This window comes from Streptomyces sp. NPDC000151, from assembly GCF_040301705.1.
Lineage (GTDB): Bacteria > Actinomycetota > Actinomycetes > Streptomycetales > Streptomycetaceae > Streptomyces.
Genome location: NZ_JBEPFC010000019.1, coordinates 1 through 23,600 on the forward strand (window position 1 = coordinate 1; position 23,600 = coordinate 23,600).

General features: G+C 71.2%; 22 protein-coding genes and 1 riboswitch. Of the genes, 15 read left to right on the forward strand and 7 right to left on the reverse strand.

Annotated elements, in window-relative coordinates:
- Window positions 1-238 precede the first annotated feature (238 nt).
- The 4 genes from ABT381_RS08810 (at window position 239) to ABT381_RS08825 (ending at window position 2,956) form a co-directional block, all read left to right on the forward strand.
- Window positions 239-1,021 (forward strand): DsbA family protein, encoded by a 783-nt coding sequence (locus tag ABT381_RS08810; RefSeq protein WP_351589898.1) that lies wholly within the window; start codon window positions 239-241, stop codon window positions 1,019-1,021.
- A complete protein-coding gene (locus ABT381_RS08815; RefSeq protein WP_351589901.1) occupies window positions 1,018-1,848 on the forward strand; it encodes a cytochrome c biogenesis CcdA family protein in 831 nt (276 codons plus the stop codon). The genes ABT381_RS08810 and ABT381_RS08815 overlap by 4 nt, the downstream gene beginning before the upstream one ends.
- A 111-nt stretch (window positions 1,849-1,959) precedes the next feature.
- Window positions 1,960-2,124: a DUF5993 family protein gene (locus ABT381_RS08820; RefSeq protein ID WP_351589904.1), complete on the forward strand. Its 165-nt coding sequence runs from the start codon at window positions 1,960-1,962 to the stop codon at window positions 2,122-2,124.
- A 112-nt stretch (window positions 2,125-2,236) separates the two neighbouring features.
- Complete coding sequence (locus ABT381_RS08825; RefSeq protein ID WP_351589907.1) at window positions 2,237-2,956, forward strand: disulfide bond formation protein B; 720 nt, start codon at window positions 2,237-2,239, stop codon at window positions 2,954-2,956.
- 13 nt (window positions 2,957-2,969) lie between these two features.
- On the opposite strand, the gene ABT381_RS08830 is transcribed toward ABT381_RS08825, so the two are convergent.
- The 7 genes from ABT381_RS08830 to gcvT form a co-directional block, all read right to left on the reverse strand.
- Window positions 2,970-3,302 carry a hypothetical protein gene (locus ABT381_RS08830; RefSeq protein WP_351589910.1) on the reverse strand — a complete coding sequence of 111 codons (333 nt, stop codon included), beginning with the start codon at window positions 3,300-3,302 and terminating at the stop codon, window positions 2,970-2,972.
- Between the two features lie 201 nt (window positions 3,303-3,503).
- Window positions 3,504-4,334, reverse strand: a complete 831-nt coding sequence (gene nadE / locus ABT381_RS08835; protein ID WP_351589913.1) for an NAD(+) synthase — start codon at window positions 4,332-4,334, stop codon at window positions 3,504-3,506.
- 87 nt (window positions 4,335-4,421) lie between these two features.
- Window positions 4,422-4,979, reverse strand: coding sequence for a GH25 family lysozyme (locus ABT381_RS08840; protein ID WP_351589916.1), 558 nt, complete (start codon window positions 4,977-4,979; stop codon window positions 4,422-4,424).
- A 485-nt stretch (window positions 4,980-5,464) separates the two neighbouring features.
- On the reverse strand, window positions 5,465-6,847 hold the full coding sequence (locus ABT381_RS08845) for an L-serine ammonia-lyase (protein WP_351589919.1): 1,383 nt from the start codon (window positions 6,845-6,847) through the stop codon (window positions 5,465-5,467).
- A 238-nt stretch (window positions 6,848-7,085) separates the two neighbouring features.
- Window positions 7,086-8,351 (reverse strand): serine hydroxymethyltransferase, encoded by a 1,266-nt coding sequence (gene glyA / locus ABT381_RS08850; protein WP_351589922.1) that lies wholly within the window; start codon window positions 8,349-8,351, stop codon window positions 7,086-7,088.
- A 69-nt stretch (window positions 8,352-8,420) separates the two neighbouring features.
- The gene (gcvH, locus tag ABT381_RS08855; protein ID WP_351589925.1) at window positions 8,421-8,798 is read right to left on the reverse strand and encodes a glycine cleavage system protein GcvH; all 378 of its coding nucleotides are present in this window, start codon (window positions 8,796-8,798) and stop codon (window positions 8,421-8,423) included.
- A gap of 130 nt (window positions 8,799-8,928) precedes the next feature.
- Window positions 8,929-10,053: a glycine cleavage system aminomethyltransferase GcvT gene (gene gcvT / locus ABT381_RS08860; RefSeq protein WP_351589928.1), complete on the reverse strand. Its 1,125-nt coding sequence runs from the start codon at window positions 10,051-10,053 to the stop codon at window positions 8,929-8,931.
- A gap of 152 nt (window positions 10,054-10,205) precedes the next feature.
- Window positions 10,206-10,302: riboswitch (glycine riboswitch) on the reverse strand.
- A gap of 241 nt (window positions 10,303-10,543) precedes the next feature.
- On the opposite strand from gcvT, the gene ABT381_RS08865 reads away from it, so the two are divergent.
- The 11 genes from ABT381_RS08865 to ABT381_RS08915 all read left to right on the forward strand — a co-directional run bounded on the left by ABT381_RS08865 (window position 10,544) and on the right by ABT381_RS08915 (window position 23,584).
- Window positions 10,544-11,248: an AAA family ATPase gene (locus ABT381_RS08865; RefSeq protein ID WP_351590061.1), complete on the forward strand. Its 705-nt coding sequence runs from the start codon at window positions 10,544-10,546 to the stop codon at window positions 11,246-11,248.
- Between the two features lie 131 nt (window positions 11,249-11,379).
- Window positions 11,380-12,204 carry an enhanced serine sensitivity protein SseB gene (locus ABT381_RS08870; protein ID WP_467754815.1) on the forward strand — a complete coding sequence of 275 codons (825 nt, stop codon included), beginning with the start codon at window positions 11,380-11,382 and terminating at the stop codon, window positions 12,202-12,204.
- 313 nt (window positions 12,205-12,517) lie between these two features.
- Entirely contained in the window at window positions 12,518-13,306 is a 789-nt protein-coding gene (locus ABT381_RS08875; RefSeq protein WP_351589930.1) for an enhanced serine sensitivity protein SseB C-terminal domain-containing protein, read from the forward strand.
- A 406-nt stretch (window positions 13,307-13,712) separates the two neighbouring features.
- Entirely contained in the window at window positions 13,713-14,711 is a 999-nt protein-coding gene (locus tag ABT381_RS08880; protein ID WP_351589933.1) for an ABC transporter permease, read from the forward strand.
- Window positions 14,712-14,785: 74 nt separating this feature from the next.
- Window positions 14,786-16,537, forward strand: coding sequence for an ABC transporter substrate-binding protein (locus ABT381_RS08885; protein ID WP_351589936.1), 1,752 nt, complete (start codon window positions 14,786-14,788; stop codon window positions 16,535-16,537).
- A 75-nt stretch (window positions 16,538-16,612) separates the two neighbouring features.
- Entirely contained in the window at window positions 16,613-17,623 is a 1,011-nt protein-coding gene (locus tag ABT381_RS08890; protein WP_351589938.1) for an ABC transporter permease, read from the forward strand.
- On the forward strand, window positions 17,620-18,744 hold the full coding sequence (locus ABT381_RS08895; protein ID WP_467754813.1) for an ABC transporter ATP-binding protein: 1,125 nt from the start codon (window positions 17,620-17,622) through the stop codon (window positions 18,742-18,744). Before ABT381_RS08890 ends, ABT381_RS08895 begins: the two co-directional genes overlap by 4 nt.
- Window positions 18,741-19,835: an ABC transporter ATP-binding protein gene (locus ABT381_RS08900; RefSeq protein ID WP_351589940.1), complete on the forward strand. Its 1,095-nt coding sequence runs from the start codon at window positions 18,741-18,743 to the stop codon at window positions 19,833-19,835. Before ABT381_RS08895 ends, ABT381_RS08900 begins: the two co-directional genes overlap by 4 nt.
- A 104-nt stretch (window positions 19,836-19,939) precedes the next feature.
- The gene (locus tag ABT381_RS08905) at window positions 19,940-21,343 is read left to right on the forward strand and encodes a M1 family metallopeptidase (protein WP_351589941.1); all 1,404 of its coding nucleotides are present in this window, start codon (window positions 19,940-19,942) and stop codon (window positions 21,341-21,343) included.
- 112 nt (window positions 21,344-21,455) lie between these two features.
- Entirely contained in the window at window positions 21,456-22,301 is an 846-nt protein-coding gene (locus ABT381_RS08910) for a thioesterase family protein (protein ID WP_351589944.1), read from the forward strand.
- Window positions 22,302-22,414: 113 nt separating this feature from the next.
- Window positions 22,415-23,584: a cysteine desulfurase family protein gene (locus ABT381_RS08915; RefSeq protein WP_351590070.1), complete on the forward strand. Its 1,170-nt coding sequence runs from the start codon at window positions 22,415-22,417 to the stop codon at window positions 23,582-23,584.
- Window positions 23,585-23,600 lie beyond the last annotated feature (16 nt).

The following is a 23,600-nucleotide window of genomic DNA, read 5'->3' on the forward strand; positions in this document are numbered from 1 at the left end:
CACCGCGGCGAACCGCTCGCGGCGCCCGCGGTCACCCCGGTCCCGTACCTCTCCCACGACCCCGCGTGCTGCGCGCTCGCCCGGCCGCCCACCGGCCCGGCGCCCGCCACCGATCCCTGCGCCCTCCTGCCCGTACTGCGGATATAGCGCCGCCGCGCGATCCGGTCCGTCCGTTGGACCGGTCGTCGCTCTCCGGCAGCAACCCCGGTATCCGCATCCGTACGTCAGGAGCACACCCATGTCCGCAACCGCTTCACCGGGCCGCCGCCTCGCGGCCGTCGGCGCGATCCTCGCCCTCATCGTCGGCCTCGTCGCCCTGGGCATCGCCGTCGGCACGGCCGTCGAGGGCGGCGGCAGCCACCGGGCCGCCGAGCCCGGACCCGCCGCGTCCGTCGAGACCGAGGACCCCGGCGGCCGCCAGAAGATGTACGACGACCTCGCGAAGCAGACCTCGCGCCGGGAGAAGGGCGACGCACTGGCGATCGGCCGCACCGACGCGCCGGTCGTGCTCGTCGAGTACGCCGATTACCAGTGCGGCTTCTGCGGCCGCTTCGCCCGCGAGACCCAGCCCGAACTGATCGAGAAGTACGTGGACGAGGGCGTCCTGCGCATCGAGTTCCGCAACTTCACCCTCTACGGCGAGGACTCCGAGCGGGCGGCCCGGGCGTCCTGGGCCGCCGGGCAGCAGGGCAGGTTCTGGGAGCTGCACGACGCGCTGTACGCCAAGAGCCGCAAGGGCTCGGCGCTCGCCGAGGGCAAGTTGGTCGAGCTGGCGCGGGACAGCGGCGTGAAGGACATCGACCGCTTCCGGCGCGACATGAAGAGCGACGCGTCGGCGGCCGCGCTGGACCGCGACCAGCAGGAGGGCTACCAGCTCGGCGTGCAGTCCACGCCGTCGTTCCTGGTCAACGGGGCGCCGATCGCCGGCGCCCAGCCCACCGCCACCTTCACCCAGGCCATCGACGAGGCCGCCGACCGGGTGGGGAAGAGCGGGGCGGGGAAGAGCGGGGGCGGCAAGTGACCGACATCGGCTACCTCGCCGCCTTCCTGGGCGGCGCCCTCGCCCTGCTCAGCCCGTGCAGCGCGCTGCTGCTGCCGGCCTTCTTCGCGTACTCGCTCGCCACGCCCGGCCGGCTGCTGGCCCGTACCGGCGTGTTCTACCTGGGCCTGTCGGTCACGCTGGTGCCGCTCGGCGCCGCCAGCACCGCCGCGAGCCGGCTCTTCAACGGCCACCGCGACCTGCTCATCGCCGTCGGCGGCTGGGTGGTGATCGCGATGGGCGTGCTGCAGATCCTGGGGCTGGGCTTCGCGTCCCGCCGTGCGCAGTCCGCCGCCGCCCGGATCACCCCCCGCTCCGCCGTCTCGACCTTCCTCCTGGGCTGCGTCTACGGCCTCGCGGGCTTCTGCGCCGGGCCGATCCTGGGCGCCGTGCTCACGGTCACGGCGGTCAGCGGCTCGCCCGTGTACGGCGCGTCGATGCTCGCGGTGTACGCGCTGGGGATGGCGCTGCCGCTGTTCGTCCTGGCCCTGCTCTGGGACCGTTTTCAGCTCGGGCGGCGCGGCTGGCTGCGCGGCCGCGAATTCGGCGTCGGGCCGCTGCGCCTGCACACCACTTCGCTGATCTCCGGGCTGTTCTTCATCGGCATCGGAATTCTTTTCCTGGCGTTCAACGGCACGAGTGCGCTGCCCGGAATTCTGGACACCGAATCCGAATTCCGGCTGGAGGAATGGGTGTCCGGCGTCGCCGCCGCCGTGCCGGATTCCGTACTGATCGCGGCGGCCGCGCTCGTGGTCGCGGCGGTGCTCGGCCGGATCGCGCTGCGTCCGGAAAAGCAGACGAAGGACTGATCCCACCCATGGGGGACGCGTAGGGCCATTCGGCTCATATCCGGGGCGGCGGCCGGTGACCTTCCGTGGCGTACGCGGGATGGCGCCGGCCGGCCGCTACGTTGCCGTGCCATGGACGCCCTCCTCTTCGCCGGTCTCTTCGCCACGCTCCTGTGCATCGTGGGCCAGCGGAGCCGGCTGGCGGTGGTCGCGGTGTGGTCGGCGATGTTCGCCGCCGTCGTGTGGCTGATGGCGCATCATGTCAGCGGAATTCTCGCGCTCGGTCTCGCGCAATGAACCGCGCCGCGTCCCGCCGGGGCGCAATGAATCGCGCCGCGCCCCGCCGGTCCGTTCCCGCCGGCGGACCGGAAACGGCTGGACCGACGACTGGACCGGAGTTTTCTTTGTCATGAGTGCACTGCTGACCGGGCGGATGACCACGCCGATGAGTACGCCGGCGATTCCCGCACTGGATCCCGGGCCGCCGGGAATCATCGCCCGCGCGCAGTACTGGTTCGCCTGCCTCTTCGTGACCGGCTGGACCGCGGTGCTCTGCGCCGGGCTGTACCTCCAGTTCGTCGCCGGGGAAGCGCCGTGCCCGCTCTGCGTCGTACAGCGGATGTTCATGGTGCTGGCGCTGCTGGGCGCCGCGCACATCGTCCGGCAGGGGCTGCGCGGCGCGGTGCCGCGCCGGGACTACCTCATGGGGTGGGGGCTCGCGCTGGTCGGCTGCACGGCCGGTTCGCTGGCGGCGGGTTGGCAGGCGCTGCCGTACCTCCTGCTCGGCGGCCGGGCGCACGGCGGCGGGCCCCACGGCGGCGCGGCGTACGGCAGCGGGGCGTACGGTGACGCGGTCCAAGGGCTGCCGGCCGGCGTCTGGGCGTGGCTGTTCTTCCAGGCGTCCGTGCTCGCGATCGCCGCCGTGCTGGTCACCTCGCACCTCACCACGGCGCGGCGGATCCCCACGCAGGGCCTGCACCGCACGGCGGGGCAGGCCGCGCTGCTGCTCGCCGGAGTGGTCATCGCGGTGAGCGCGGTGGCCGTCTTCCTCCAGACGGGACTGCACGCCTTCCTGCCCGTCGCCCCCAGCCGCTACCAGCTCCTGTACGACCTGGGGATGCGAGGCTGAGGCGCGCGGGCCGTCAGGCCGTGCGGCGCAGGGGTGGGTGCGGGTGGGCGTCCGCCCGGCGTCGGCGGTCGTTGCACAGCAGGCACTTGCCGTACCCCGGCGGCAGCGGGTCTTCGGGGTCGCCGTACAGCGGGTCCACCGCGCCGTGCGGATGCGCGGCGCAGCCGGTCGGGCTGCCGGTCGGCCCGTCGTCGGAGCCGAGCGATCCGGCGGCGGTCAGGGCGCGCCGCAGGACGTCGACCAGTTGGTCGGCGTCCCGTCGGCTGGGGGCCGTCTGCAGGCCCGAGGCGAGGTCGGCGGCGAGGGTGAGCGCGGTCTGGAGTTCGCGCAGGTCTGCGTGACTCATGCTCCGGAGCGTAGGCGCACCCACTGACAGTTGATCTTCCGATCGCACTTGGTGGCATCCCATGGCCCGATGCATGCCCGTCGGCGGCCACGATTCACCGTCCCGTGGCGGAAGACCCTCTTGCGGGGGCATGACATTTTCCGTGCCGGACGGGGAGCGCCCGGGCAGGGGCCCGGCGGCCGGCCGGGCCCCCGCGCCGCCTCAGGGCGCGATCGGCAGTTCGCGCTTGTGGGCCGTCAGGCGATAGCGGCGCACGATCGTCTCGTACGTCTGCTCGCTGACCGGCTTGCCCTCCAGGAAGTCGTCGATGTCGTCGTACGTGACGCCGAGCGCGTCCTCGTCCGCCTTGCCCGGGTCCAGCGTCTCCAGGTCGGCGGTCGGGGTCTTCCAGACCAGCTCGGCGGGGGCGCCGAGGGCCTCGGCCACCGCGCGCACCCGGCGCTTGGTCAGGCCGGTCAGCGGCACCAGGTCGGCGGCGCCGTCGCCGAACTTGGTGAAGAAGCCGGACACCGCCTCGGCGGCGTGGTCGGTGCCCACGACCAGGCCCTCCCGGGCGCCGGCCACCGCGTACTGGGCGATCATGCGCTGCCGGGCCTTGATGTTGCCCTGCACGAAGTCCTGGTGGTGGGCGTCGCGGAAGGCCGCCCCGCCCTCCAGTACGGCTTGCAGCGCGGCGTCGCTGGCCGGCTTCACGTCGACCGTGAGCAGCTGGTCGGCCTTGATGAAGGAGAGCGCGAGCTGCGCGTCGTGCTCGTCGGCCTGGACGCCGTAGGGCAGCCGCATGGCGTAGAACGTCGCGTCGTGCCCCGTCGCCCGGGCCCGCTCCACCGCGAGCTGGCAGAGCCGGCCCGCGGTGGTGGAGTCCACGCCGCCGCTGATGCCGAGCACCAGGGAGCGCAGCCCCGTGCCGGTCAGCCGCTCGGTGAGGAAGGCCACCCGGCGCTCGATCTCCTCGTGCGCGTCGAAGGACGCGGACACCTGGAGATCCCTGGCGATCTCCTGCTGCAGGCTCATGGACGCCGGGTCGGTCACGGTGGCTCCTCGTGGTCTCGCTGTGGCGCCGGGGCCCGCGGAGGGGCGGGCGGCACCGGCACACAGGCGCGTACGTACGAGGAAACTCTATTCGGCGTTCGCCCACTCCTTGAGAGCGGCCTTGCTGGAGAACTGGCCGACGTTCTTGTCGATCGGGCTGTCGGTGTACTGGTGGAAGCGCCACCTGGCCTTGATGCGCGGGTGGCCCGCGCTGACGTAGTCCGCTATCCACAGGCCGTCGCCCGCGTAGGACGTGGTGTCGTGGTTGAGCCAGAAGTCGCGGTTGCAGTACAGGAGCACCCGGTGGCGGTCCGGGCGCAGGGCCTTCACCTCGCGGATGAACTGGTCCTTCTGTGCGTTGCTCGCGTACGTCCCGGCGCTGGTGCGCTCCCAGTCCACTATCAGCACGTCGCCCAGTCTGGACGCGCACTTGTCGACGAAGTACCGGGCCTGCGCCGCGATGTTCCCCGGCCACAGGAAGTGGTAGAAGCCGACCACGCAGCCCGCCTCGCGGGCCCGCGACGCCTGGGAGCTCTGGTGGGGGTTGATGTAGGAGCGGCCCTCGGTGGCCTTGATGAAGACGAAGTCCAAGCCCTTGGTGGAGTACGTGGGCTGGTACGAGCTGACGTCGACGCCGTGCAGCATTGCAATCCTCCCGCAACCGTGCGATCACCAAGCGTCACTGCGAGTCCTTCATGGACATGCCCGCTGACGCAAGGTCTCAAAGGTCTTCCTGCCGTATTGGCCGTGCTCGCTGTCCCCCTCAACGTCCCCCGTGCACGACGGCTGTGCACGCTGCGTGACAAGTGCCGTCGATCGTCAAACGCCGCCAGGCGTGCGGGAGTTCCCGCGGGTAATACGGTGACGGGGTACGGGCGGGCGCGCAAGCAAAAAACGGCAACGGGTCCGACCCGCAAGGGTCGGACCCGTCATGGGGGCAGAAGGTCAGGCCGGGGGGCGGGGCGCGTAGCGCGCCACCAGCGCGCCCAGCGACGCCAGCGCAATCAGCATTACGAGAATCACCACCGTCGCCTGCCCCGAACTCCCCAGGGCATTCCGTGACCTGAGTCACATGTGGTTTCGAGGAGGGCGACGGGCCGCGTGCCGCTCACCGGGCAGGCCGGTACCGCTCAGCACTCGATGATGTTGACCGCCAGTCCGCCGCGTGCCGTCTCCTTGTACTTCACGCTCATGTCGGCGCCGGTCTCCTTCATGGTCTTGATGACCTTGTCGAGGGAGACGTGGTGCCGGCCGTCGCCGCGCAGCGCCATGCGTGCCGCGGTGACCGCCTTGGCCGAGGCCATGCCGTTGCGCTCGATGCACGGGATCTGCACCAGGCCGCCGACCGGGTCGCAGGTCAGCCCGAGGTTGTGCTCCATGCCGATCTCCGCGGCGTTCTCCACCTGCTCCGGGGAGCCGCCCAGTACCTCCGCCAGGCCGCCCGCCGCCATCGAGCAGGCCGAGCCGACCTCGCCCTGGCAGCCGACCTCGGCGCCGGAGATGGAGGCGTTCTCCTTGAAGAGCATGCCGATGGCGCCCGCGGCCAGCAGGAAGCGGACCACGCCCTCCTCGTCCGCGCCGGGCACGAAGTTCATGTAGTAGTGCAGGACGGCGGGGATGATGCCGGCCGCGCCGTTGGTGGGCGCGGTCACGACCCGGCCGCCCGCCGCGTTCTCCTCGTTGACGGCCATCGCGTAGAGCGTGACCCACTCCATGGCGCGGGCCTGCGGGTCGCCCTCGGAGCGCAGCGCGCGGGCCGCGTTCGCGGCGCGCCGGCGCACCTTCAGGCCGCCGGGCAGGATGCCCTCGCGGCTGGTGCCGCGGCTGACGCACGCCTGCATGACGTGCCAGATCTCCAGCAGCCCGGCGCGGATCTCCTCCTCCGTGCGCCACGCCTTCTCGTTCTCCAGCATCAGCGCGGAGATCGACAGGCCGGTCTCCCGGGCGAGCCGCAGCAGCTCGTCGCCGGTGCGGAAGGGGTACTTCAGCACGGTGTCGTCGAGCACGATGCGGTCGGCGCCGACCGCGTCCTCGTCCACGACGAAGCCGCCGCCCACCGAGTAGTACGTCTTCTCCAGCAGCGGGGCGCCGTGCGCGTCGTACGCGAAGAGGGTCATGCCGTTGGCGTGGTACGGCAGCGAGCGGCGGCGGTGCAGGATCAGCTCGGTCGACTCGTCGAAGTCGATCTCGTGCACATCGCCTATCTCGGCGTCCAGCAGCCGCAGCCGCTTCGTCGTGCGGATGCGCTCCACCATCGCGTCGGCCTTCTCGACGTCGACGGTGCGCGGCGAGTGGCCCTCCAGGCCCAGCAGCACGGCCTTGGGGGTGCCGTGGCCGTGCCCGGTGGCGCCGAGCGAGCCGAACAGCTCGGCCCGTACGGACGTGGTCTGCGCGAGGAGGCCGTCCTTCTTGAGGCGGCCCACGAACATCCGTGCCGCGCGCATCGGGCCGACCGTATGGGAGGAGGACGGGCCGATGCCGATGGAGAAAAGATCGAAGACGGAGATGGCCACGGTGGCGGACTCCTTTGTCTGCTCAGGGTGGGCGAGGGAGCGGGATACGTGCCGCGGGGCACGCGCCGCGGGAGCAGGCTGTTAACGGCGTAGATGGGACGTTTCTTCGCCGACTGTCGAGCCTAACGCGACCGAGGGGGCCTACGGGGCGGTCACTTCCTGTGGCGAGGCGCACAGGCCACGGGCCCGGGGACAGGATGCCCCGGGCCCGTGAAGCCCGTACGACCGCCGGATGGCGTTACTTGCCCAGCGCGGGGTACAGCGGGTGCTTGTCGGCGAGGGCGGTGACCCGGGCCTTCAGCGCCGCGGCGTCGAAGTCGGGCTTCAGCGTCTCGGCGATGATGTCGGCGACCTCGCGGAAGTCCTCGGCCTGGAAGCCGCGGGTGGCCAGGGCCGGGGTGCCGATCCGCAGGCCCGAGGTGACCATCGGGGGCCGCGGGTCGTTCGGGACGGCGTTGCGGTTGACCGTGATGCCGACCTCGTGGAGGCGGTCCTCGGCCTGCTGGCCGTCCAGCTCGCTGTCGCGCAGGTCGACCAGGACCAGGTGCACGTCGGTGCCGCCGGACAGGACGGAGACGCCGTGCTCGGTGACGTCGCCCTGTACCAGGCGCTCGGCGAGGATCTTGGCGCCCTCGACCGTGCGGCTCTGGCGCTCCTTGAAGTCCTCCGAGGCGGCGACCTTGAAGGAGACCGCCTTCGCCGCGATCACGTGCTCCAGGGGGCCGCCCTGGAAGCCCGGGAAGACGGACGAGTTGAGCTTCTTCGCGAAGTCCTTCTTGGCGAGGATGATGCCGCCGCGCGGGCCGCCCAGCGTCTTGTGGGTGGTGGAGGTGACGACGTCCGCGTACGGAACCGGGTTCGGGTGCAGACCGGCCGCGACCAGACCCGCGAAGTGCGCCATGTCGACCCACAGAGCGGCCTCGACCTCGTCGGCGATCCGGCGGAACTCCGCGAAGTCCAGCTGCCGCGGGTACGCCGACCAGCCCGCGATGATCACCTTCGGGCGGTGCTCCTTGGCGAGCCGCTCCAGCTCGGCCATGTCGACCAGACCGGTCGTGGCGTCCACGTGGTACGCGACCACGTTGAACTGCTTGCCGGAGAAGTTCAGCCGCATCCCGTGGGTCAGGTGGCCGCCGTGCGCCAGGTCCAGACCGAGGATGGTGTCGCCGGGCTTGGCCAGTGCGAACAGCGCGGCCTGGTTGGCGGAGGCGCCGGAGTGGGGCTGCACGTTGGCGTACTCGGCGCCGAACAGTTCCTTGACCCGGTCGATGGCGATCTGCTCGGCGACATCGACGTGCTCGCAGCCGCCGTAGTAGCGGCGGCCGGGGTAGCCCTCGGCGTACTTGTTGGTGAGGACCGAGCCCTGCGCCTCCATGACGGCGACCGGAGCGAAGTTCTCCGACGCGATCATTTCGAGGGTGGACTGCTGACGGTGGAGTTCGGCGTCGACAGCGGCGGCGACGTCGGGGTCGAGCTCATGGAGGGAGCTGTTGAGAAGCGACATGAGTCTTCCTGGGTGGGAGACACGGAGAGGGGCGGCGGGGCCCCTTTCCGTACGGCGGGCGGGCGTGGGTCAGCCTGCGGTGAAAGCGGTGTACTCGTCGGCGGAGAGCAGGTCCTCCGGCTCGCCGCTCAGCTTCACCTTGAACAGCCAGCCGCCCTCGAAGGGGGCGGAATTCACCAGCGACGGGTCGTTCGCCACGTCCTCGTTGATCTCCGTGACCTCACCGTCGACCGGGGAGTAGAGATCGCTGACGGACTTGGTCGACTCCAGCTCGCCGCAGGACTCACCCGCGGTGACGGTGTCGCCGACCTCGGGGAGCTGGGCGTAGACGACATCGCCGAGCGCGTTGGCCGCGTGCTCGGTGATGCCGACCGTCGAGACGCCGTCCACGGCGGCCGACAGCCACTCGTGCTCCTTGCTGTACCGGAGCTGCTGGGGGTTGCTCATGGTTCGATTCTCCTGGATGCGGGGGAATGGTCGTGCAGAGGGTCTTGACAGGTGAGACGCGAACGCGTCACTTCTACCGGCCGTACGGGTGCCGCGCGGCCGATTCTCCTGGCCTCGGTGGGCCGTGCGGTCACTTCTCCCGCTTGTAGAAGGGCAGCGCGACGACCTCGTACGGCTCGTGCTTGCCGCGGATGTCCACGGCGACGCCCTTCGTGCCCGGCTCGGCGTGCGCCGCGTCCACGTACGCCATCGCGACCGGCTTGCCGAGGGTGGGGGAGGGGGCGCCGGAGGTGACGGTGCCGATGGCGGTGCCCTCGGCGTCCACGACCGGGTAGCCCGCGCGCGGCACGCGGCGGCCCTCGGCGATCAGCCCGACCAGCTTGCGCGGCGGGTTCTGCTCGGCGCGCTCGGCGGCCGCCGCCAGCGCGTCCCGGCCCACGAAGCGGCCCTCGTTCCCGGCCTTCTCGAACTTCACGACGCGGCCCAGGCCCGCGTCGAACGGCGTCAGGGAGGTGGACAGCTCGTTCCCGTACAGCGGCATGCCCGCCTCCAGGCGCAGCGTGTCGCGGCAGGACAGGCCGCAGGGGACCAGCCCGGCGTCCTTGCCCGCCTCGGTCAGCGCCTCCCACAGCGCGACCGCGTCGGCGGGCCGGACGAACAGCTCGAAGCCGTCCTCGCCGGTGTAGCCGGTGCGGGCGATCAGCGCGGAGACGCCCGCGACGGTGCCCGGCAGACCGGCGTAGTACTTGAGACCGTCCAGGTCGGCGTCGGTGAGCGACTTCAGGATGCCCGCGGACTCCGGGCCCTGGACGGCGAGCAGCGCGTACGCGTCGCGGTCGTCCCGCACGGCGGCGTCGAAGCCGGCCTGCCGCCGGGTGAGCGCGTCCAGCACGACCTGCGCGTTGGAGGCGTTGGCCACGACCATGTACTCCCGGTCGGCCAGCCGGTAGACGATCAGGTCGTCCAGGATGCCGCCGTCCTCCTGGCAGATCATCGTGTACCGGGCGCGGCCCACCGCGACCTTGCCGATGTTGCCGACCAGCGCGTAGTCGAGGAGGTCGGCCGCCTGCGGGCCGGTGACGGTGATCTCGCCCATGTGGGAGAGGTCGAAGAGGCCGGCGCGGGTGCGGACGGCGACGTGCTCGTCGCGCTCGCTGCCGTAACGCAGCGGCATGTCCCAGCCGGCGAAGTCGGTCATGGTCGCGCCGAGGGCGCGATGCGTGGCATCGAGCGCGGTCTGGCGGGGTTCAGGCATGGCAGCGGGCTCCCGGGATGGACGACAGGGACGTATCGGACGTCTCCCCATCTGTCATCGGAACCTGAGAGGTTCACCGACAGCCCCCGTCGGGGGCTTCGGCTTGCACCTTGGGTGGGGCCGCACCCGGGCGGCCCGCTTTTCAGATCTGCCTCGTCCGCGCAGTACAGGGGCCTGAGAGATTCAAGGGAGTACTTGCTCCTTCGGCGCCCCGCCGTGGCTTGGCGGGAACTCTCCCGCGCGGATTCAAGCGGCCGGTATGCAGTTGGGCGCCGGTGTGCGGTCACGGTGCACGTGGCGCGCACATCATTGCACGGGAGCGCCGGATAGCCGAGCCCCGGCCCGCACGCCCCGGAGAACCCGCCATGACCTGCCCTCCGCTTGAAGCTCATTACCTTTTCTTGACACTCTGCGGGTAAGCGCCTGGGACTGCACCACGGTGCACGCGCAGGCTTCGACGGGGGATCCGGGGAACGGGACGGGGAGGGCGATCACGGTGCAGAGGCAAGCCGCATACGCGACGACGTCGGGGGTCGCGCGCGGCGCGGTGCCGCGCCGGGCACGCGCGCCCAAGGCGGTGGTGCGCCCCGGCCGCGGCGCCCCCGTGACGGATCTGCGCGGAACGGAGGGGGACCGGGCCGTCCGCGCGCTGGACTTCCCCGCCCGCGGCCTGGTGGTGGTCTCGGGCCTGCCGGGCAGCGGCAAGAGCACCCTCATGCAGCGCGTGGTGCCCGCGCTGGACCGGGCCGGCGCGCCCGTCCACCGCATCGACTCCCAGGACGTACGGGAGCGCTGGGCGGCCGGCCGGCTCGGCGCGCTGCCGTACGGCCTGGTCAGGCCGCTGGTGCGGGTCGCGCACTACTACGGCCTGCGGCAGGCGCTGCGCTCCGGCGGCAGCGTGGTCGTGCACGACTGCGGCACGCTCGCCTGGGTGCGCCGCTGGATCGCGCGCACCGCCCGGCGGGACGGCCGCGAGCTGCATCTGCTGCTGCTCGACGTGGCGCCGGAGGTGGCCCTGTCCGGGCAGCGGGCCAGGGGCCGCGGCGTGTCCGGTTACGCCTTCGCGCGGCACCGGCGCGCGGTCCGGCGGCTGCTGGCCAGGGCCCGGTCGGCCCGGCTCCCGAAGGGGTTCACGGCGACGGTGCTGCTGGACCGGCGGGCCGCGGACGCGCTGGAGCGGACGACCTTCGGCTGACGGGACCCGCCCGTTCCGCGCTCGGGTGTACGACAGCCGAGAGAGCTCGCGTGTGAGACGGCCGAGAGAAAACGGCCGGTCGGACGCTAGGGTTTCCGACCAGGCAGCGCGGTACGAAGCGGGTGGTGACCATGGACATTCCGGAGCAGAGCATCCCTGGGCAGGGCATGACCGACCAGAGCATTCCGCAGTTGGCCTGGCCGGCCAACGAGCTGGAAGAGGTGCTCGCCGCGTCGGTCGGCCACCCCCATGCCGGCGCCCGGATCGTCGAGGTGCTCGGCCGCAGCCGGGTATGGGTGCCGCTGCCCAAGGGCGGCGGCCCCGAGAGCGCCGGCTTCGGCCGGCCCGGCCTGGACCTGCCCACGGTGGAGCTCCCCGACGGCCTGGCGTACGTCCCCGTCTTCAGCTCGGAGCAGGAGTTCCTGCGGGTCGTCGGGGCGCACATGCCGTGCACGGTCGCGCCGGCCCGCGAGTTCGCCCGCGGCCTGCCGCCGAAGATCGGCATCGCGGTGAACCCGGACGGCACGGTCGGCGTGCCGCTGCCGCCGCCCGCCGTGGCCGAGCTGTGCCGCGGTGACGTGCCGCGCGAGGGCCTGCCCTCCGGCGGCCGGGTGCGGCTGTACGAGCCGGACTGGCAGGACGAGCCGGTGGACTTCCTCGCCGCGGCGGGCCTGGAGTTCTCCGGCGTCCCGTACGTCACCACCGCCCGCCGCTGCCTGGCGAACATCGAGGGCGACGCGCCCACACTCTTCGTCGGCGTGCAGGTCGCCGACCCGGCGGCCGCGATCCAGGACCAGGCGCAGCGGGACGGGGCGCTCGCCGCCCTGGGCCGGGCGCTCGGCGCCGTACCGGTGCCCTGGCCGGTCCAGCTGGTCATGCTGGACATCGCGCAGGACCCGGTCGTGGACTGGATGCGGGAGCGGGTCCGGCCGTTCTACGCCCAGGACCTGGTGTAGCGCCGCGGCCGTACGGAGACGGACCGGCGGCCCGGACCGGGGCGGAACGCGCGCGCCCGGCACCGGCCGGGCGCCGGACCCGCCCTGAGAGCCTGTGTCATGCCCCCGGCCGGGCGCCCGCCGCCTGGCACGCACGCTCGCGGCGTTGCCGAAACGCCCTAGTAGCTCCGCTACGAGGACGCTCCGGCGCCTTGCGATCGCACGCACCAGACGACGTTCGCTGATCCGACCGGGGGCATGACACAGGCTCTAAGCTGGTGCAATGACCGGGCGGGCGCCCCCACGTGCCTGCCGAGAGAAGGGACGGGGACACGTGAGCGCGGGTGCGCATCAGGGAGCGGCGGGCGGCCAGGTCGAGCAGGTGCTGCAGCAGGTCTCGCCCGGCCGCTACGACGCCTACGAGGCGCTGCTGCAGGCGCTGGCCGGGGGCCAGGTGTGGATGCTGCTGTGGCAGGGCGGCGCCGGGGCCCCCGATGCGCAGTACGGCAACATGGAGGTCGACGGGCTCGGCTACGCCCCGTGCGTGACCTCCCCGGCGGAGCTCGCGGCCAGCGGCTGGAGCCGCGCCCACGAAGTGGTCTCCGGGCCGGAGATCGCCGCCGCGCTCTACCCCGACCGCTGGGGCCTGTGGCTGAACCCGCACGCGCCGGGCGGCGGCGTCGGCATCCCCTGGCTGGACCTGCGCCGGATCGCCGGCGGCCTGGACCGGCTGCCCGCCGGGCCGCTGCGGATCACCGAACCGGCCGTGGAGATCCCGCAGTTCTACGCCCTCCTCGGGCAGAACGCGCACCGCACCCCCGCCGTCCGCTCGCTGCGCCGCGCCTGGGTGCAGCCCGCGCTCGGCGTCCCGTACCTGGCGATCGGCCTGGAGCTGTACGACACGGGGCCGGCCGCCGTGGAGTCCGTACGGCTGATGATGCAGCAGTCCATCGGCGCGGTTCCGGAGGGACTGCCCGTCTCGACGGTGGCGATGGACGACGAATACGACCCGGTCGGCATGTGGATGCGTGCCTACGCCCGCCCCTTCTTCGACCGCGGGGCACAGGACCCCGCCGCCGCCCCGGCCGCCTCGTACGGCTACGGCTACCCCCGCCCTTACTGAGGTCACCCGCGCCCTTCACCGCGGCGCGAAAGCGCCGTCGCCCCGCGCGCCGTCGCGTGCCGAATTGCCCTCCTGTGTACCGTCGTTGAGGTCACCTCCGGGAGGGTGTACGAACCGCTCAGCCGTCCCGGATGTCCGTATAACGGAATGCCGTGGAGCACATCACAGTTGCGCATCCTTTCCCCGGCAGGGCTGGTGACTGATCGCGACTCGGATGAAGACTCCCGCAGCAGGGTCTGGACCCTGTGTGCGACGGGCAACGACCGCTGTCGCGCGGACATCCGAAAAACGCTGAGCTGCAAGACCTCCGGACCGTCCGCCGGCGCGCACACCAGTGATGTGAACCGAGCCGCCGACGCGGCGGACATGGGCCGGCCAGAGCGCGGCCGAGAGGGGTCTAAGGCACGTGACCGCACCGATCGAGACCACCGGCGCGGCTGCCGAGGCGCAGCCGGAAGCGGTGCTGGAAGGCGTGCCGAGCAAGCGGATCGAGGGCCGCTCGCTCGGCCAGATCGCCTGGCTGCGCTTCAAGCGCGACAAGGTCGCGGTGGCCGGTGCCATCGTTGTCATCCTCCTCATCGTGATCGCGGCGCTCTCCCGGCCCCTGCAGTCACTCCTCGGCCTGGACCCGAACGAGCCGAATCAGTCGCTGATCGACCCCAACACCACCCTGCCGCTCGGCGACTTCGGCGGCATGAGCGGGAGCCACCCGCTCGGCGTGGACCCCAAGTTCGGCCGCGACCTGCTCGCGCGGGTCCTGGAGGGCTCCTGGGTCTCGCTGATCGTGGCGTTCGGCGCGACGCTGCTGTCGGTGGCGATCGGCACGGTCCTCGGCGTGGTGGCGGGCTACTACCGCGGCCGGGTGGACGCGGTGATCAGCCGGATGATGGACGTCTTCCTGGCGTTCCCGCTGCTGCTCTTCGCCATCGCCATCTCCGCCTCGCTGCAGGGCGGCGCCTTCGGCCTGGAGGGCCTGCCGCTGCACATCTCGGTCCTGATCTTCGTGATCGGCTTCTTCAACTGGCCGTACATGGGCCGCATCGTGCGGGCCCAGACGCTGTCGCTGCGGGAGCGCGAATTCGTCGACGCGGCCCGGGGGATGGGCGCACGCGGCCCGTTCATCCTCTTCCGGGAGCTGCTGCCGAACCTGGTGGGGCCCATCGTCGTGTACTCCACGCTGCTGATCCCCTCGAACATCCTCTTCGAGGCGGCGCTCAGCTTCCTCGGCGTCGGTATCCAGCCTCCCCAGTCCTCCTGGGGCGGAATGCTGAACCAGGCGGTCAAGTACTACGAGGTCGACCCGCAGTACATGCTCGTCCCCGGCCTCGCGATCTTCGTCACCGTACTCGCGTTCAACCTGCTCGGTGACGGCCTGAGGGACGCGCTGGACCCGCGCAGCCGCTGACACACCTCCGGCAGCGCCGGGAGGTCCGGCAGTTCCACCGAAGTTTCCGACGAACGAAGGGGAAACCGAGCATCATGCGAAGGTCAGTTCCGGTCGCGGCGATCGCGGCCATATCCAGTGCGGGCCTTTTGCTGGCCGGCTGCAGTGGCGGCAAGGACGCAAGCGGCGGGTCGTCCGCGGCGAACGCCGCGACGAAGGGCGTCGTCAACGCCTCGGACGCGAAGGGCGGGACGGTCAACTACGCGATCAGCGACGCCCCCGAGTCCTTCGACCCGGGCAACACCTATTACGCCTTCATCTACAACTTCAGCCGTCTCTACGCGCGTCCGCTCACCACCTTCAAGCCGGCCCCCGGCGAGAAGGGCAACGAGCTGGTGCCCGACCTCGCCGAGTCGATGGGCAAGCCCACCGACGGCGGCAAGACCTGGACGTACAAGCTCCGCAAGGGCGTGAAGTACGAGGACGGCAAGCCCGTCACCTCGCAGGACGTGAAGTACGCGGTGGAGCGCTCCAACTTCGCGCGCGACACCCTCTCGCTCGGCCCGAACTACTTCCAGCAGTTCGTGGAGAACAAGGACAAGTACAAGGGTCCGTACAAGGACAAGTCCAAGGCCGGGCTGAAGTCCATCGAGACGCCGGACGACCACACGATCGTCTTCCATCTGAAGAAGGCGTTCGCGGAGTTCGACTACCTGGTGTCCGCGCCGCAGACCGCGCCGGTCCCGCAGGCCAAGGACAAGGGCGCCGACTACACCAAGAGCGTCGTCTCCACGGGCTCGTACAAGTTCCAGAGCTACCAGGAGGGCAAGCAGCTCGTCCTGGTGCGCAACCCGCAGTGGTCCGCCAAGACCGACCCGCTGCGCAAGCAGCTCCCGGACAAGATCGTCCTGAAGATGAAGGTCGCCCAGTCGACCATCGACAAGGACCTGCAGTCCGGCAACACCCAGATCGACCTCGCCGGGCGCGGCGTGGACGGCCAGACCCAGGCCCAGCTGCTGACCGACCCGAAGCTGAAGGCGAGCACGGACAACGCGCTCGGCCAGCGGCTCGTCTACACGGCGATCAACTCCAAGGTGAAGCCGTTCGACAAGCTGGCCTGCCGCCAGGCCGTGCAGTACGCGATCGACAAGCGCGCCGTGCAGACCTCGCTCGGCGGCCCGATCCGCGGTGACATCGCCTCCACCGTCCTGCCGACCGACATCCCCGGGTACCAGAAGTTCGACCTGTACCCGCAGAAGTACGACGCCAAGGACAAGCTGGACCTGACCGAGGCGAAGAAGAAGTGGAGCGAGTGCGGGGCCGGCAAGACCGACACCACCATCCTCGCCCGCTCGGACCGCCAGGACGAGGTCGACGCGGCCACCACCGTCATCGACTCGCTGAAGAAGATCGGCATCAACGCCAAGATCCAGCAGTACCCGACGAGCAAGTACTTCTCGGACTACGCGGGCGTGCCGAAGTTCAACAAGAAGAACAACGTCGGTCTGATCATGATGCAGTGGGGCTCGGACTTCCCGACGGGCTACGGCTACCTGCAGCAGATCCTGAACGGCAAGGCGATCAGCCAGTCCGGCAACACCAACCTCTCCGAGCTGGACGACCCGGCGATCAACAAGCTGCTCGACACCGCCATCGCCAACACCGACCAGGCCGCGCGCGAGAAGGCGTACGCCGAGATCGACAAGAAGACGATGGAGCAGGCGGTGATCGTGCCGCTGACCTACTTCAAGGTGCTGATGTACCGCTCGCCGGAGGCCACGAACCTGGTGTCCACCTCGGCCTTCAGCGGTCAGTACGACTACCTCAACGTCGGCGTCAAGAAGTAGCAGCCCCGGAAGGCAGGTGAAGGCATTGGTGCCCGCGGGCCGCCGCAGGCCCGCGGGCACCGACGCCGCAGTCCCGTGTTCTCGTACATCATCCGCAGGTTGATCAGCGCAGTGATCCTGCTGCTGATCGTCAGCGCGGTCACCTTCGGCATCTTCTTCCTGCTGCCGAAGCTGGCCGGGCAGTCCTCCGACCAGCTCGCGCAGCAGTACATCGGCAAGGCCCCCACCGCCGCGGACATCGCCGCGGTGAAGAAGAACCTCGGCTTGGACAAGCCGGTGTACGAGCAGTACTGGGACTTCCTCAAGGGCATCTTCGCCGGCGTCGACTACAAGTTCGGCCCCGACGTGGCGCACTGCCACCGGCCGTGTTTCGGCTACTCCTTCAAGACCCACATCGAGGTCTGGCCCGAGATCCAGTCCCGGCTCCCGGTGACCCTCTCGCTGGCCGCCGGCGCCGCCGTGGTCTGGGTCGTCTCCGGCGTCGCCACCGGCGTCCTCTCCGCGCTGCGTCCCGGCTCCCTCTTCGACCGGGCGGCGATGGGCGTGGCGCTGGCCGGTGTCTCGCTCCCCATGTTCTTCACCGGCGCCCTGGCGCTGGCCCTGTTCACGTACCAATGGCCGATCTTCGAGCGCAGCGATTACCTACCGCTGCTGGAGGATCCGTTCGGCTGGGCGCGCACGCTCGTCCTGCCGTGGGTCACCCTGGCGTTCCTCTACTCGGCGCTGTACGCCCGGCTCACCCGCGCCGGCATGCTGGAGACGCTGAACGAGGACTACATCCGTACCGCACGGGCCAAGGGCCTGCGCGAGCGCAAGGTCGTCGTCCGGCACGGCCTGCGCGCCGCGCTCACCCCGATCATCACCGTCTTCGGCATGGACCTCGGCCTGCTGCTCGGCGGCGCGCTCATCACCGAGCAGGTCTTCTCCCTCCAGGGCGTGGGCGCCTTCGCCGTCCAGGCGATCACCGCCAACGACCTGCCCAACATCCTCGGCGTCACCCTGCTCGCCGCCTTCTTCATCGTCCTGTGCAACCTGGTGGTGGACGTCCTGTACGCCGCCGTCGACCCGCGGGTGAGGCTCTCGTGACCGACTCCGACGACCTGACGAAGACCGCACCGGCGGCGGCCTCGGCCGCGATCGCCGAGCCGGTCGCGGAGGGCGGCGCGGCACCCACCGCGTTCCTCGAAGTACGCGACCTGAAGGTGCACTTCCCGACCGACGACGGCGTCGTGAAGTCCGTCGACGGGCTCTCCTTCAAGCTGGAGAAGGGCAAGACCCTCGGCATCGTCGGCGAGTCGGGGTCCGGCAAGTCCGTGACCTCGCTCGCCGTGATGGGCCTGCACCGGGCCTCCCGGCGGCAGCGCGACAAGGTGCGGATGTCCGGCGAGATCTGGCTGGACGGCCAGGAGCTGATCGGCGCTGACCCCGACGACGTACGGCGGCTGCGCGGTCGCGAGATGGCGATGATCTTCCAGGACCCGCTGTCCGCGCTGCACCCCTTCTACACGGTCGGCCAGCAGATCGTGGAGGCGTACCGCGTCCACAACGACGTGAACAAGAAGACCGCACGCAAGCGCGCGATCGAGATGCTGGACCGGGTGGGCATCCCGCAGCCCGACAAGCGCGTGGACGACCACCCGCACCAGTTCTCCGGCGGCATGCGGCAGCGCGCGATGATCGCGATGGCGCTGGTCAACAACCCCGAGCTGCTGATCGCCGACGAGCCGACCACCGCGCTGGACGTCACCGTCCAGGCGCAGATCCTGGACCTCATCCGGGACCTGCAGAAGGAGTTCGGCTCCGCCGTCGTCATCATCACCCACGACCTGGGCGTGGTCGCCGAGCTCGCGGACGACCTGCTGGTGATGTACGGCGGGCGGTGCGTGGAGCGGGGCCCCGCCGAGAAGGTCTTCTACGAGCCGCAGCACCCCTACACCTGGGGCCTGCTCGGCTCGATGCCGCGCATCGACCGCGATCAGACCGAGCGCCTGATCCCCGTCAAGGGCTCGCCGCCCAGCCTGATCAACGTCCCCTCCGGCTGTGCCTTCAACCCGCGCTGCCCGTACGCGGACGTCCCGAAGGACAACCTCACCCGTACGGTCCGCCCCGAGCTGCGCCAGGTCGACGGCCGGCACTTCTCCGCCTGCCACATGTCGCAGGAGGAGCGGGAGCGGATCTGGACCGAAGAGATTGCGCCGAAGCTGTGACCGAGACGACTGACGAACAGAACGCGACGAGCACGCCGGGGGAGGCCGCGCCGCTCCTGAAGGTGCGCGGCCTGGTCCGGCACTTCCCGATCACCAAGGGGCTGCTCAAGCGCCAGGTGGGCGCGGTGCAGGCGGTCGACGGCATCGACTTCGAGGTGTACCCGGGCGAGACGCTGGGCGTGGTCGGCGAGTCCGGCTGCGGCAAGTCCACGATGGGCCGGCTGATCACGCGGCTGGACGAGCCGACCGGCGGCCGCATCGAGTTCGAGGGCCGGGACATCACGCACCTGTCGACCGGCGGGATGCGCCCGATGCGCCGCGACGTCCAGATGATCTTCCAGGACCCGTACGGCTCGCTGAACCCGCGGCACACCATCGGCGGCATCGTCGGCACCCCCTTCCGGCTCCAGGGCGTCGAGCCCGAGGGCGGCGTGAAGAAGGAGGTGCAGCGGCTGCTGGAGCTGGTCGGGCTGAGCCCGGAGCACTACAACCGGTACCCGCACGAGTTCTCCGGCGGCCAGCGCCAGCGCATCGGCATCGCCCGCGCGCTCGCGCTCAAGCCCAAGCTGGTGGTCGCCGACGAGCCGGTCTCCGCGCTGGACGTCTCCATCCAGGCCCAGGTCGTGAACCTGATGGACGACCTCCAGGAGGAGCTGGGCCTGACGTACGTGATCATCGCGCACGACCTGTCCGTCATCCGGCACGTCTCGGACCGGATCGCGGTGATGTACCTCGGCAAGATCGTGGAGCTGGCGGACCGCAAGTCCCTGTACGAGGCGCCGATGCACCCGTACACCAAGGCGCTGCTGTCCGCCGTCCCCGTACCGGACCCCAAGCGGCGCACCGAGCGGGACCGCATCCTGCTCAAGGGCGACGTGCCCTCGCCGATCAACCCGCCGTCCGGCTGCCGCTTCCGCACCCGCTGCTGGAAGGCGACGGAGGTGTGCGCGACGACCGAGCCGCCGCTGGTGGCGCTGCGCACGGGGCACCAGGTGGCGTGCCATCACCCGGAGAACGCCCCCGACCAGGTGCCGGGCCAGGCCTCGGACGAGGCCCCGGAGTCGGTCGGTAAGGAGTCAACCACTCCGTAATTGCTGATGAGTTGGCAAAGTGACGGGTGTGACGGAACGGGAGAGTGCAGAGTCGGCGCGGTTGTTCATCATGCATCCGTGTGTTCGAAGGGACCGGCTCACCCATGGCACTCTCCCGTTCAGCACGTCACAGAACCCGCCTGCTCGCGCTCGCGATCGCGGCCGCCTCGGCGTTCACCGTCGCCGCGGCGCCCGGTGGCTCGCCCGGTGACCCGGGCGCAGGGGACACCTACTTCCCGAACCTGGGCAACGGCGGCTTCGACGCCCTCCACTACGACCTCGGCGTCCGCTACGACCCGGACACCGACCGCCTCGACGGCCGCACCACCCTCACCGCGAAGGCCACCGAGAACCTCAGCGCCTTCGACCTGGACCTGCAGAAGCTGGCGGTCGCCTCGGTACGGGTGAACGGCGAGCGGGCCCGCTTCGGCCGCTCCGGCGACGAGCTGACCATCACCCCGAACTCCGTCCTGCGCAAAGCCCAGCGCTTCACCGTGCGCGTCGAGTACGGCGGCGTGCCCGAGCCGCTCGGCGGCCCGATCGTCTTCGGCTCCCAGTACGGCTGGATGAAGACCGCGGACGGCGTCTTCGTCGGCTGCGAGCCCAACGCCGCCTCCACGTGGTTCCCCTCCAGCGACCACCCCGGCGACAAGGCCACGTACGACATCCGCATCGACGCGCCCAAGGGCCTGACCGGCGTCTCCAACGGCCGGCTGGTCGCCGCGTACGAGAAGCACGGCCGCTCCTACGCGCACTGGCGCGAGACGAAGCCGATGGCGACCTACCTCGCGACCGCCACCATCGGGAAGTTCGACGTCCGTACCGGCACCACGCCCGGCGGCGTCCCGGTCTACACGGCGATCGACCCGACCCTGCCCACCGGCGGCGTCGACGTCTACGGCGTCACCTCGGAGGCCACCGACTACTGGTCGAAGGTCTTCGGTCCGTACCCCTTCGAGGAGACCGGGGCGATCGTCGACGACATGCCGCAGGCGGGCTTCTCCCTGGAGACCCAGTCCAAGCCCGTCTACTCGGCCGTGCGCAGCGAGTCCACCATCGTGCACGAGCTGGCCCACCAGTGGTTCGGCGACTCCGTCTCCGTGGCCAAGTGGCAGCACATCTGGCTGAACGAGGGCTTCGCCACGTACGCGCAGTGGCTGTGGAGCGAGCACAAGGGGCAGCTCAGCGCGCACGACTCCTTCCTGAAGGCGTACCGGGCGCGGCCCGCCGACTCCGACTTCTGGAACGTGCGGGTCGGCGATCCGCAGCGGGACACGATGTTCTCCTCGGCGGTGTACCAGCGGGGCGCGATGACCCTGCAGGCGCTGCGCGAGCGCATCGGCGACAAGGCGTTCTTCCAGCTGCTGCCGGCCTGGACGCGGCAGCACCGGTACGGCAACGCCAGTACCGCGCAGTTCATCGCGCTGGCGGAGCGGATATCCGGGCAGCAGCTGGACGACCTCTTCGACACCTGGCTCTTCACGGACAGCAGGCCGGCGCTGCCGTAACGGGCGGGAAAATCGCAGGTGGCGGCGGGGAGAGTGCGCGCTTTCGCCGCCACCCGGCGAGAGGGTGAGACGCCTCTACCGGTCGGTAATAATTCCATGTACCGTGCACCGCATGGCAGAGGTGACCATAGGCAACAGCGAGTTCGACCGTGACACGGCCATCGTGCGCCGCTCTCCCGGCGTGTACGACGCGGAGCTCTCCGCGGGCTGGACGATCATCCACGCGGTCAACGGGGGCTACCTCCTCGCGCTGATGGGCCGCGCCCTGGGCGACGCGCTGCCGCACCCCGACCCGATGACGGTCACCGCCCACTACCTCACCGCCTCCCGGCCGGGACCGGCCGTGATCCGCACCGAGGTCGTGCGCACCGGGCGCACGATGTCGACCGGTACCGCGACCCTCGTCCAGTTCGAGGAGGACGGCACCGAGGTCGAGCGGCTGCGCGTACTGGCCGCCTACGGCGACCTCGACGCGCTCCCGGACGACGTCCGCACCACCGCCAAGCCGCCCGCCATGCCGCCCCTCGCGGAGTGCTTCGGGACCGACGCCGCGCCCGAAGGCCGCCCGGCCCTCCCCGGCAGCTCGGCGATCACCGACCGGCTCGACGTCCGCCTGGACCCCGCGACCTGCGGCTGGGCCGTCGGCGCGCCCAGCGGCAACGGCGAGATGCGCGGCTGGTTCGGCCTCGCCGACGGCCGCGACGCCGACCCGCTCTCGCTCCTCCTCACGGTCGACGCGCTGCCGCCCACCGCCTTCGAGATGGGCCTGAAGGGCTGGGTCCCCACCGTGGAGCTCACCACCCACATCCGCTGCCGCCCGGCCCCCGGCCCGCTCCGCGTCTCGATCACCACCCGCAACCTCGCCGGCGGCTTCCTCGAAGAGGACGCCGAGGTCTGGGACGCCGACGACCGCCTGGTCGCGCAGTCCCGCCAGCTGGCCCGGGCGCTGCTGGACTGAAGCGCGTAGGGTGCGCCTGACAGCGGTTTTACGGAGGGTGCCTCCGAGCGCCGGGCATGCGCCGGGTACGCGCTCCCGTAGGCTGCCCGGCAGCTCGTAGAATCGTGCGCACCATGGTTTACCTCGACCACGCCGCCACCACCCCGATGCTTCCGGAGGCGGTGCAGGCGATGACCGCCCAGCTGACCGTCACCGGCAATGCCTCCTCGCTGCATGCCGCCGGCCGGCGTGCCCGCCGTACCGTCGAGGAGGCCCGGGAATCCCTCGCCACCTCGCTCGGCGCACGCCCCAGTGAGGTGGTCTTCACCGCGGGCGGCACGGAGGCCGACAACCTCGCCGTCAAGGGCCTGTACTGGGCCCGCCGGGACGCCGAGCCGTCCCGTACCCGCGTACTGGCCAGCCCCGTCGAGCACCACGCCGTGCTCGACGCGGTCGAGTGGCTCGCCGAGCACGAGGGCGCGCGGGTGGAATGGCTGCCGGTGGACGCCCACGGGCGCGTGCACCCGGACGCCCTGCGCGAGGCGATCGCCACGGACCCCTCGGACGTCGCGCTGATCACCGTCATGTGGGCCAACAACGAGATAGGGACCGTCCAGCCGGTCGCCGAACTGGCCGCGGTCGCGGGCGAATTCGACATCCCGATGCACGCGGACGCGGTCCAGGCGTTCGGCCAGCTGGAGGTCGACTTCGGCGCGAGCGGGCTGGCCGCGATGACTGTGTCCGGGCACAAGATCGGCGGCCCGTACGGCATCGGGGCGCTGCTGCTGGGCCGCGCGTACGCGCCCGTGCCCGTGCTGCACGGCGGCGGCCAGGAGCGCCACGTACGCTCCGGCACCCTCGACACGCCCGCGATCGCGGCCTTCGCCGCGGCCGGCCGGCACGCCGTCGCGCACCGCGAGGAATTCGCGCGCGAGATCGGCGCCCTGCGCGACGAGCTGATCACGGCCGTACGGGCTGCCGCACCGGACGCCGTGCTCGGCGGCGACCCCGACCCGGCGGGCCGGCTGCCCGCCAACGCGCACTTCTCCTTCCCCGGCTGCGAGGGCGACTCCCTGCTGCTCCTCCTGGACGCGCAGGGCATCGAGTGCTCCACCGGCTCGGCCTGCACGGCCGGCGTCGCCCAGCCCTCCCACGTCCTGCTCGCCGCCGGCATGGAACCGGACCTGGCCCGCGGCACGCTCCGCTTCTCCCTCGGCCACACCTCCACGAAGGAGGACGTCGCGGCACTGGCGGAGGCGATCGGCCCGGTGGTCGAACGAGCACGGAGCGCGGGGCTGAGCTGAGCGGCCGGGCCGCCGG

What these genes read in the sequence shown, in the direction of transcription:
- ABT381_RS08810 (WP_351589898.1), top strand. Translation starts at nt 239, where the DNA reads ATGTCCGCAACCGCTTCACCGGGCCGCCGCCTCGCGGCCGTCGGCGCG.
- ABT381_RS08820 (WP_351589904.1), top strand. Translation starts at nt 1,960, where the DNA reads ATGGACGCCCTCCTCTTCGCCGGTCTCTTCGCCACGCTCCTGTGCATC.
- ABT381_RS08825 (WP_351589907.1), top strand. Translation starts at nt 2,237, where the DNA reads ATGAGTGCACTGCTGACCGGGCGGATGACCACGCCGATGAGTACGCCG.
- ABT381_RS08830 (WP_351589910.1), bottom strand. Translation starts at nt 3,302, where the DNA reads ATGAGTCACGCAGACCTGCGCGAACTCCAGACCGCGCTCACCCTCGCC.
- ABT381_RS08840 (WP_351589916.1), bottom strand. Translation starts at nt 4,979, where the DNA reads ATGCTGCACGGCGTCGACGTCAGCTCGTACCAGCCCACGTACTCCACC.
- glyA (WP_351589922.1), bottom strand. Translation starts at nt 8,351, where the DNA reads ATGTCGCTTCTCAACAGCTCCCTCCATGAGCTCGACCCCGACGTCGCC.
- gcvH (WP_351589925.1), bottom strand. Translation starts at nt 8,798, where the DNA reads ATGAGCAACCCCCAGCAGCTCCGGTACAGCAAGGAGCACGAGTGGCTG.
- gcvT (WP_351589928.1), bottom strand. Translation starts at nt 10,053, where the DNA reads ATGCCTGAACCCCGCCAGACCGCGCTCGATGCCACGCATCGCGCCCTC.
- ABT381_RS08870 (WP_467754815.1), top strand. Translation starts at nt 11,380, where the DNA reads ATGGACATTCCGGAGCAGAGCATCCCTGGGCAGGGCATGACCGACCAG.
- ABT381_RS08885 (WP_351589936.1), top strand. Translation starts at nt 14,786, where the DNA reads ATGCGAAGGTCAGTTCCGGTCGCGGCGATCGCGGCCATATCCAGTGCG.
- ABT381_RS08905 (WP_351589941.1), top strand. Translation starts at nt 19,940, where the DNA reads ATGGCACTCTCCCGTTCAGCACGTCACAGAACCCGCCTGCTCGCGCTC.
- ABT381_RS08910 (WP_351589944.1), top strand. Translation starts at nt 21,456, where the DNA reads ATGGCAGAGGTGACCATAGGCAACAGCGAGTTCGACCGTGACACGGCC.
- ABT381_RS08915 (WP_351590070.1), top strand. Translation starts at nt 22,415, where the DNA reads ATGGTTTACCTCGACCACGCCGCCACCACCCCGATGCTTCCGGAGGCG.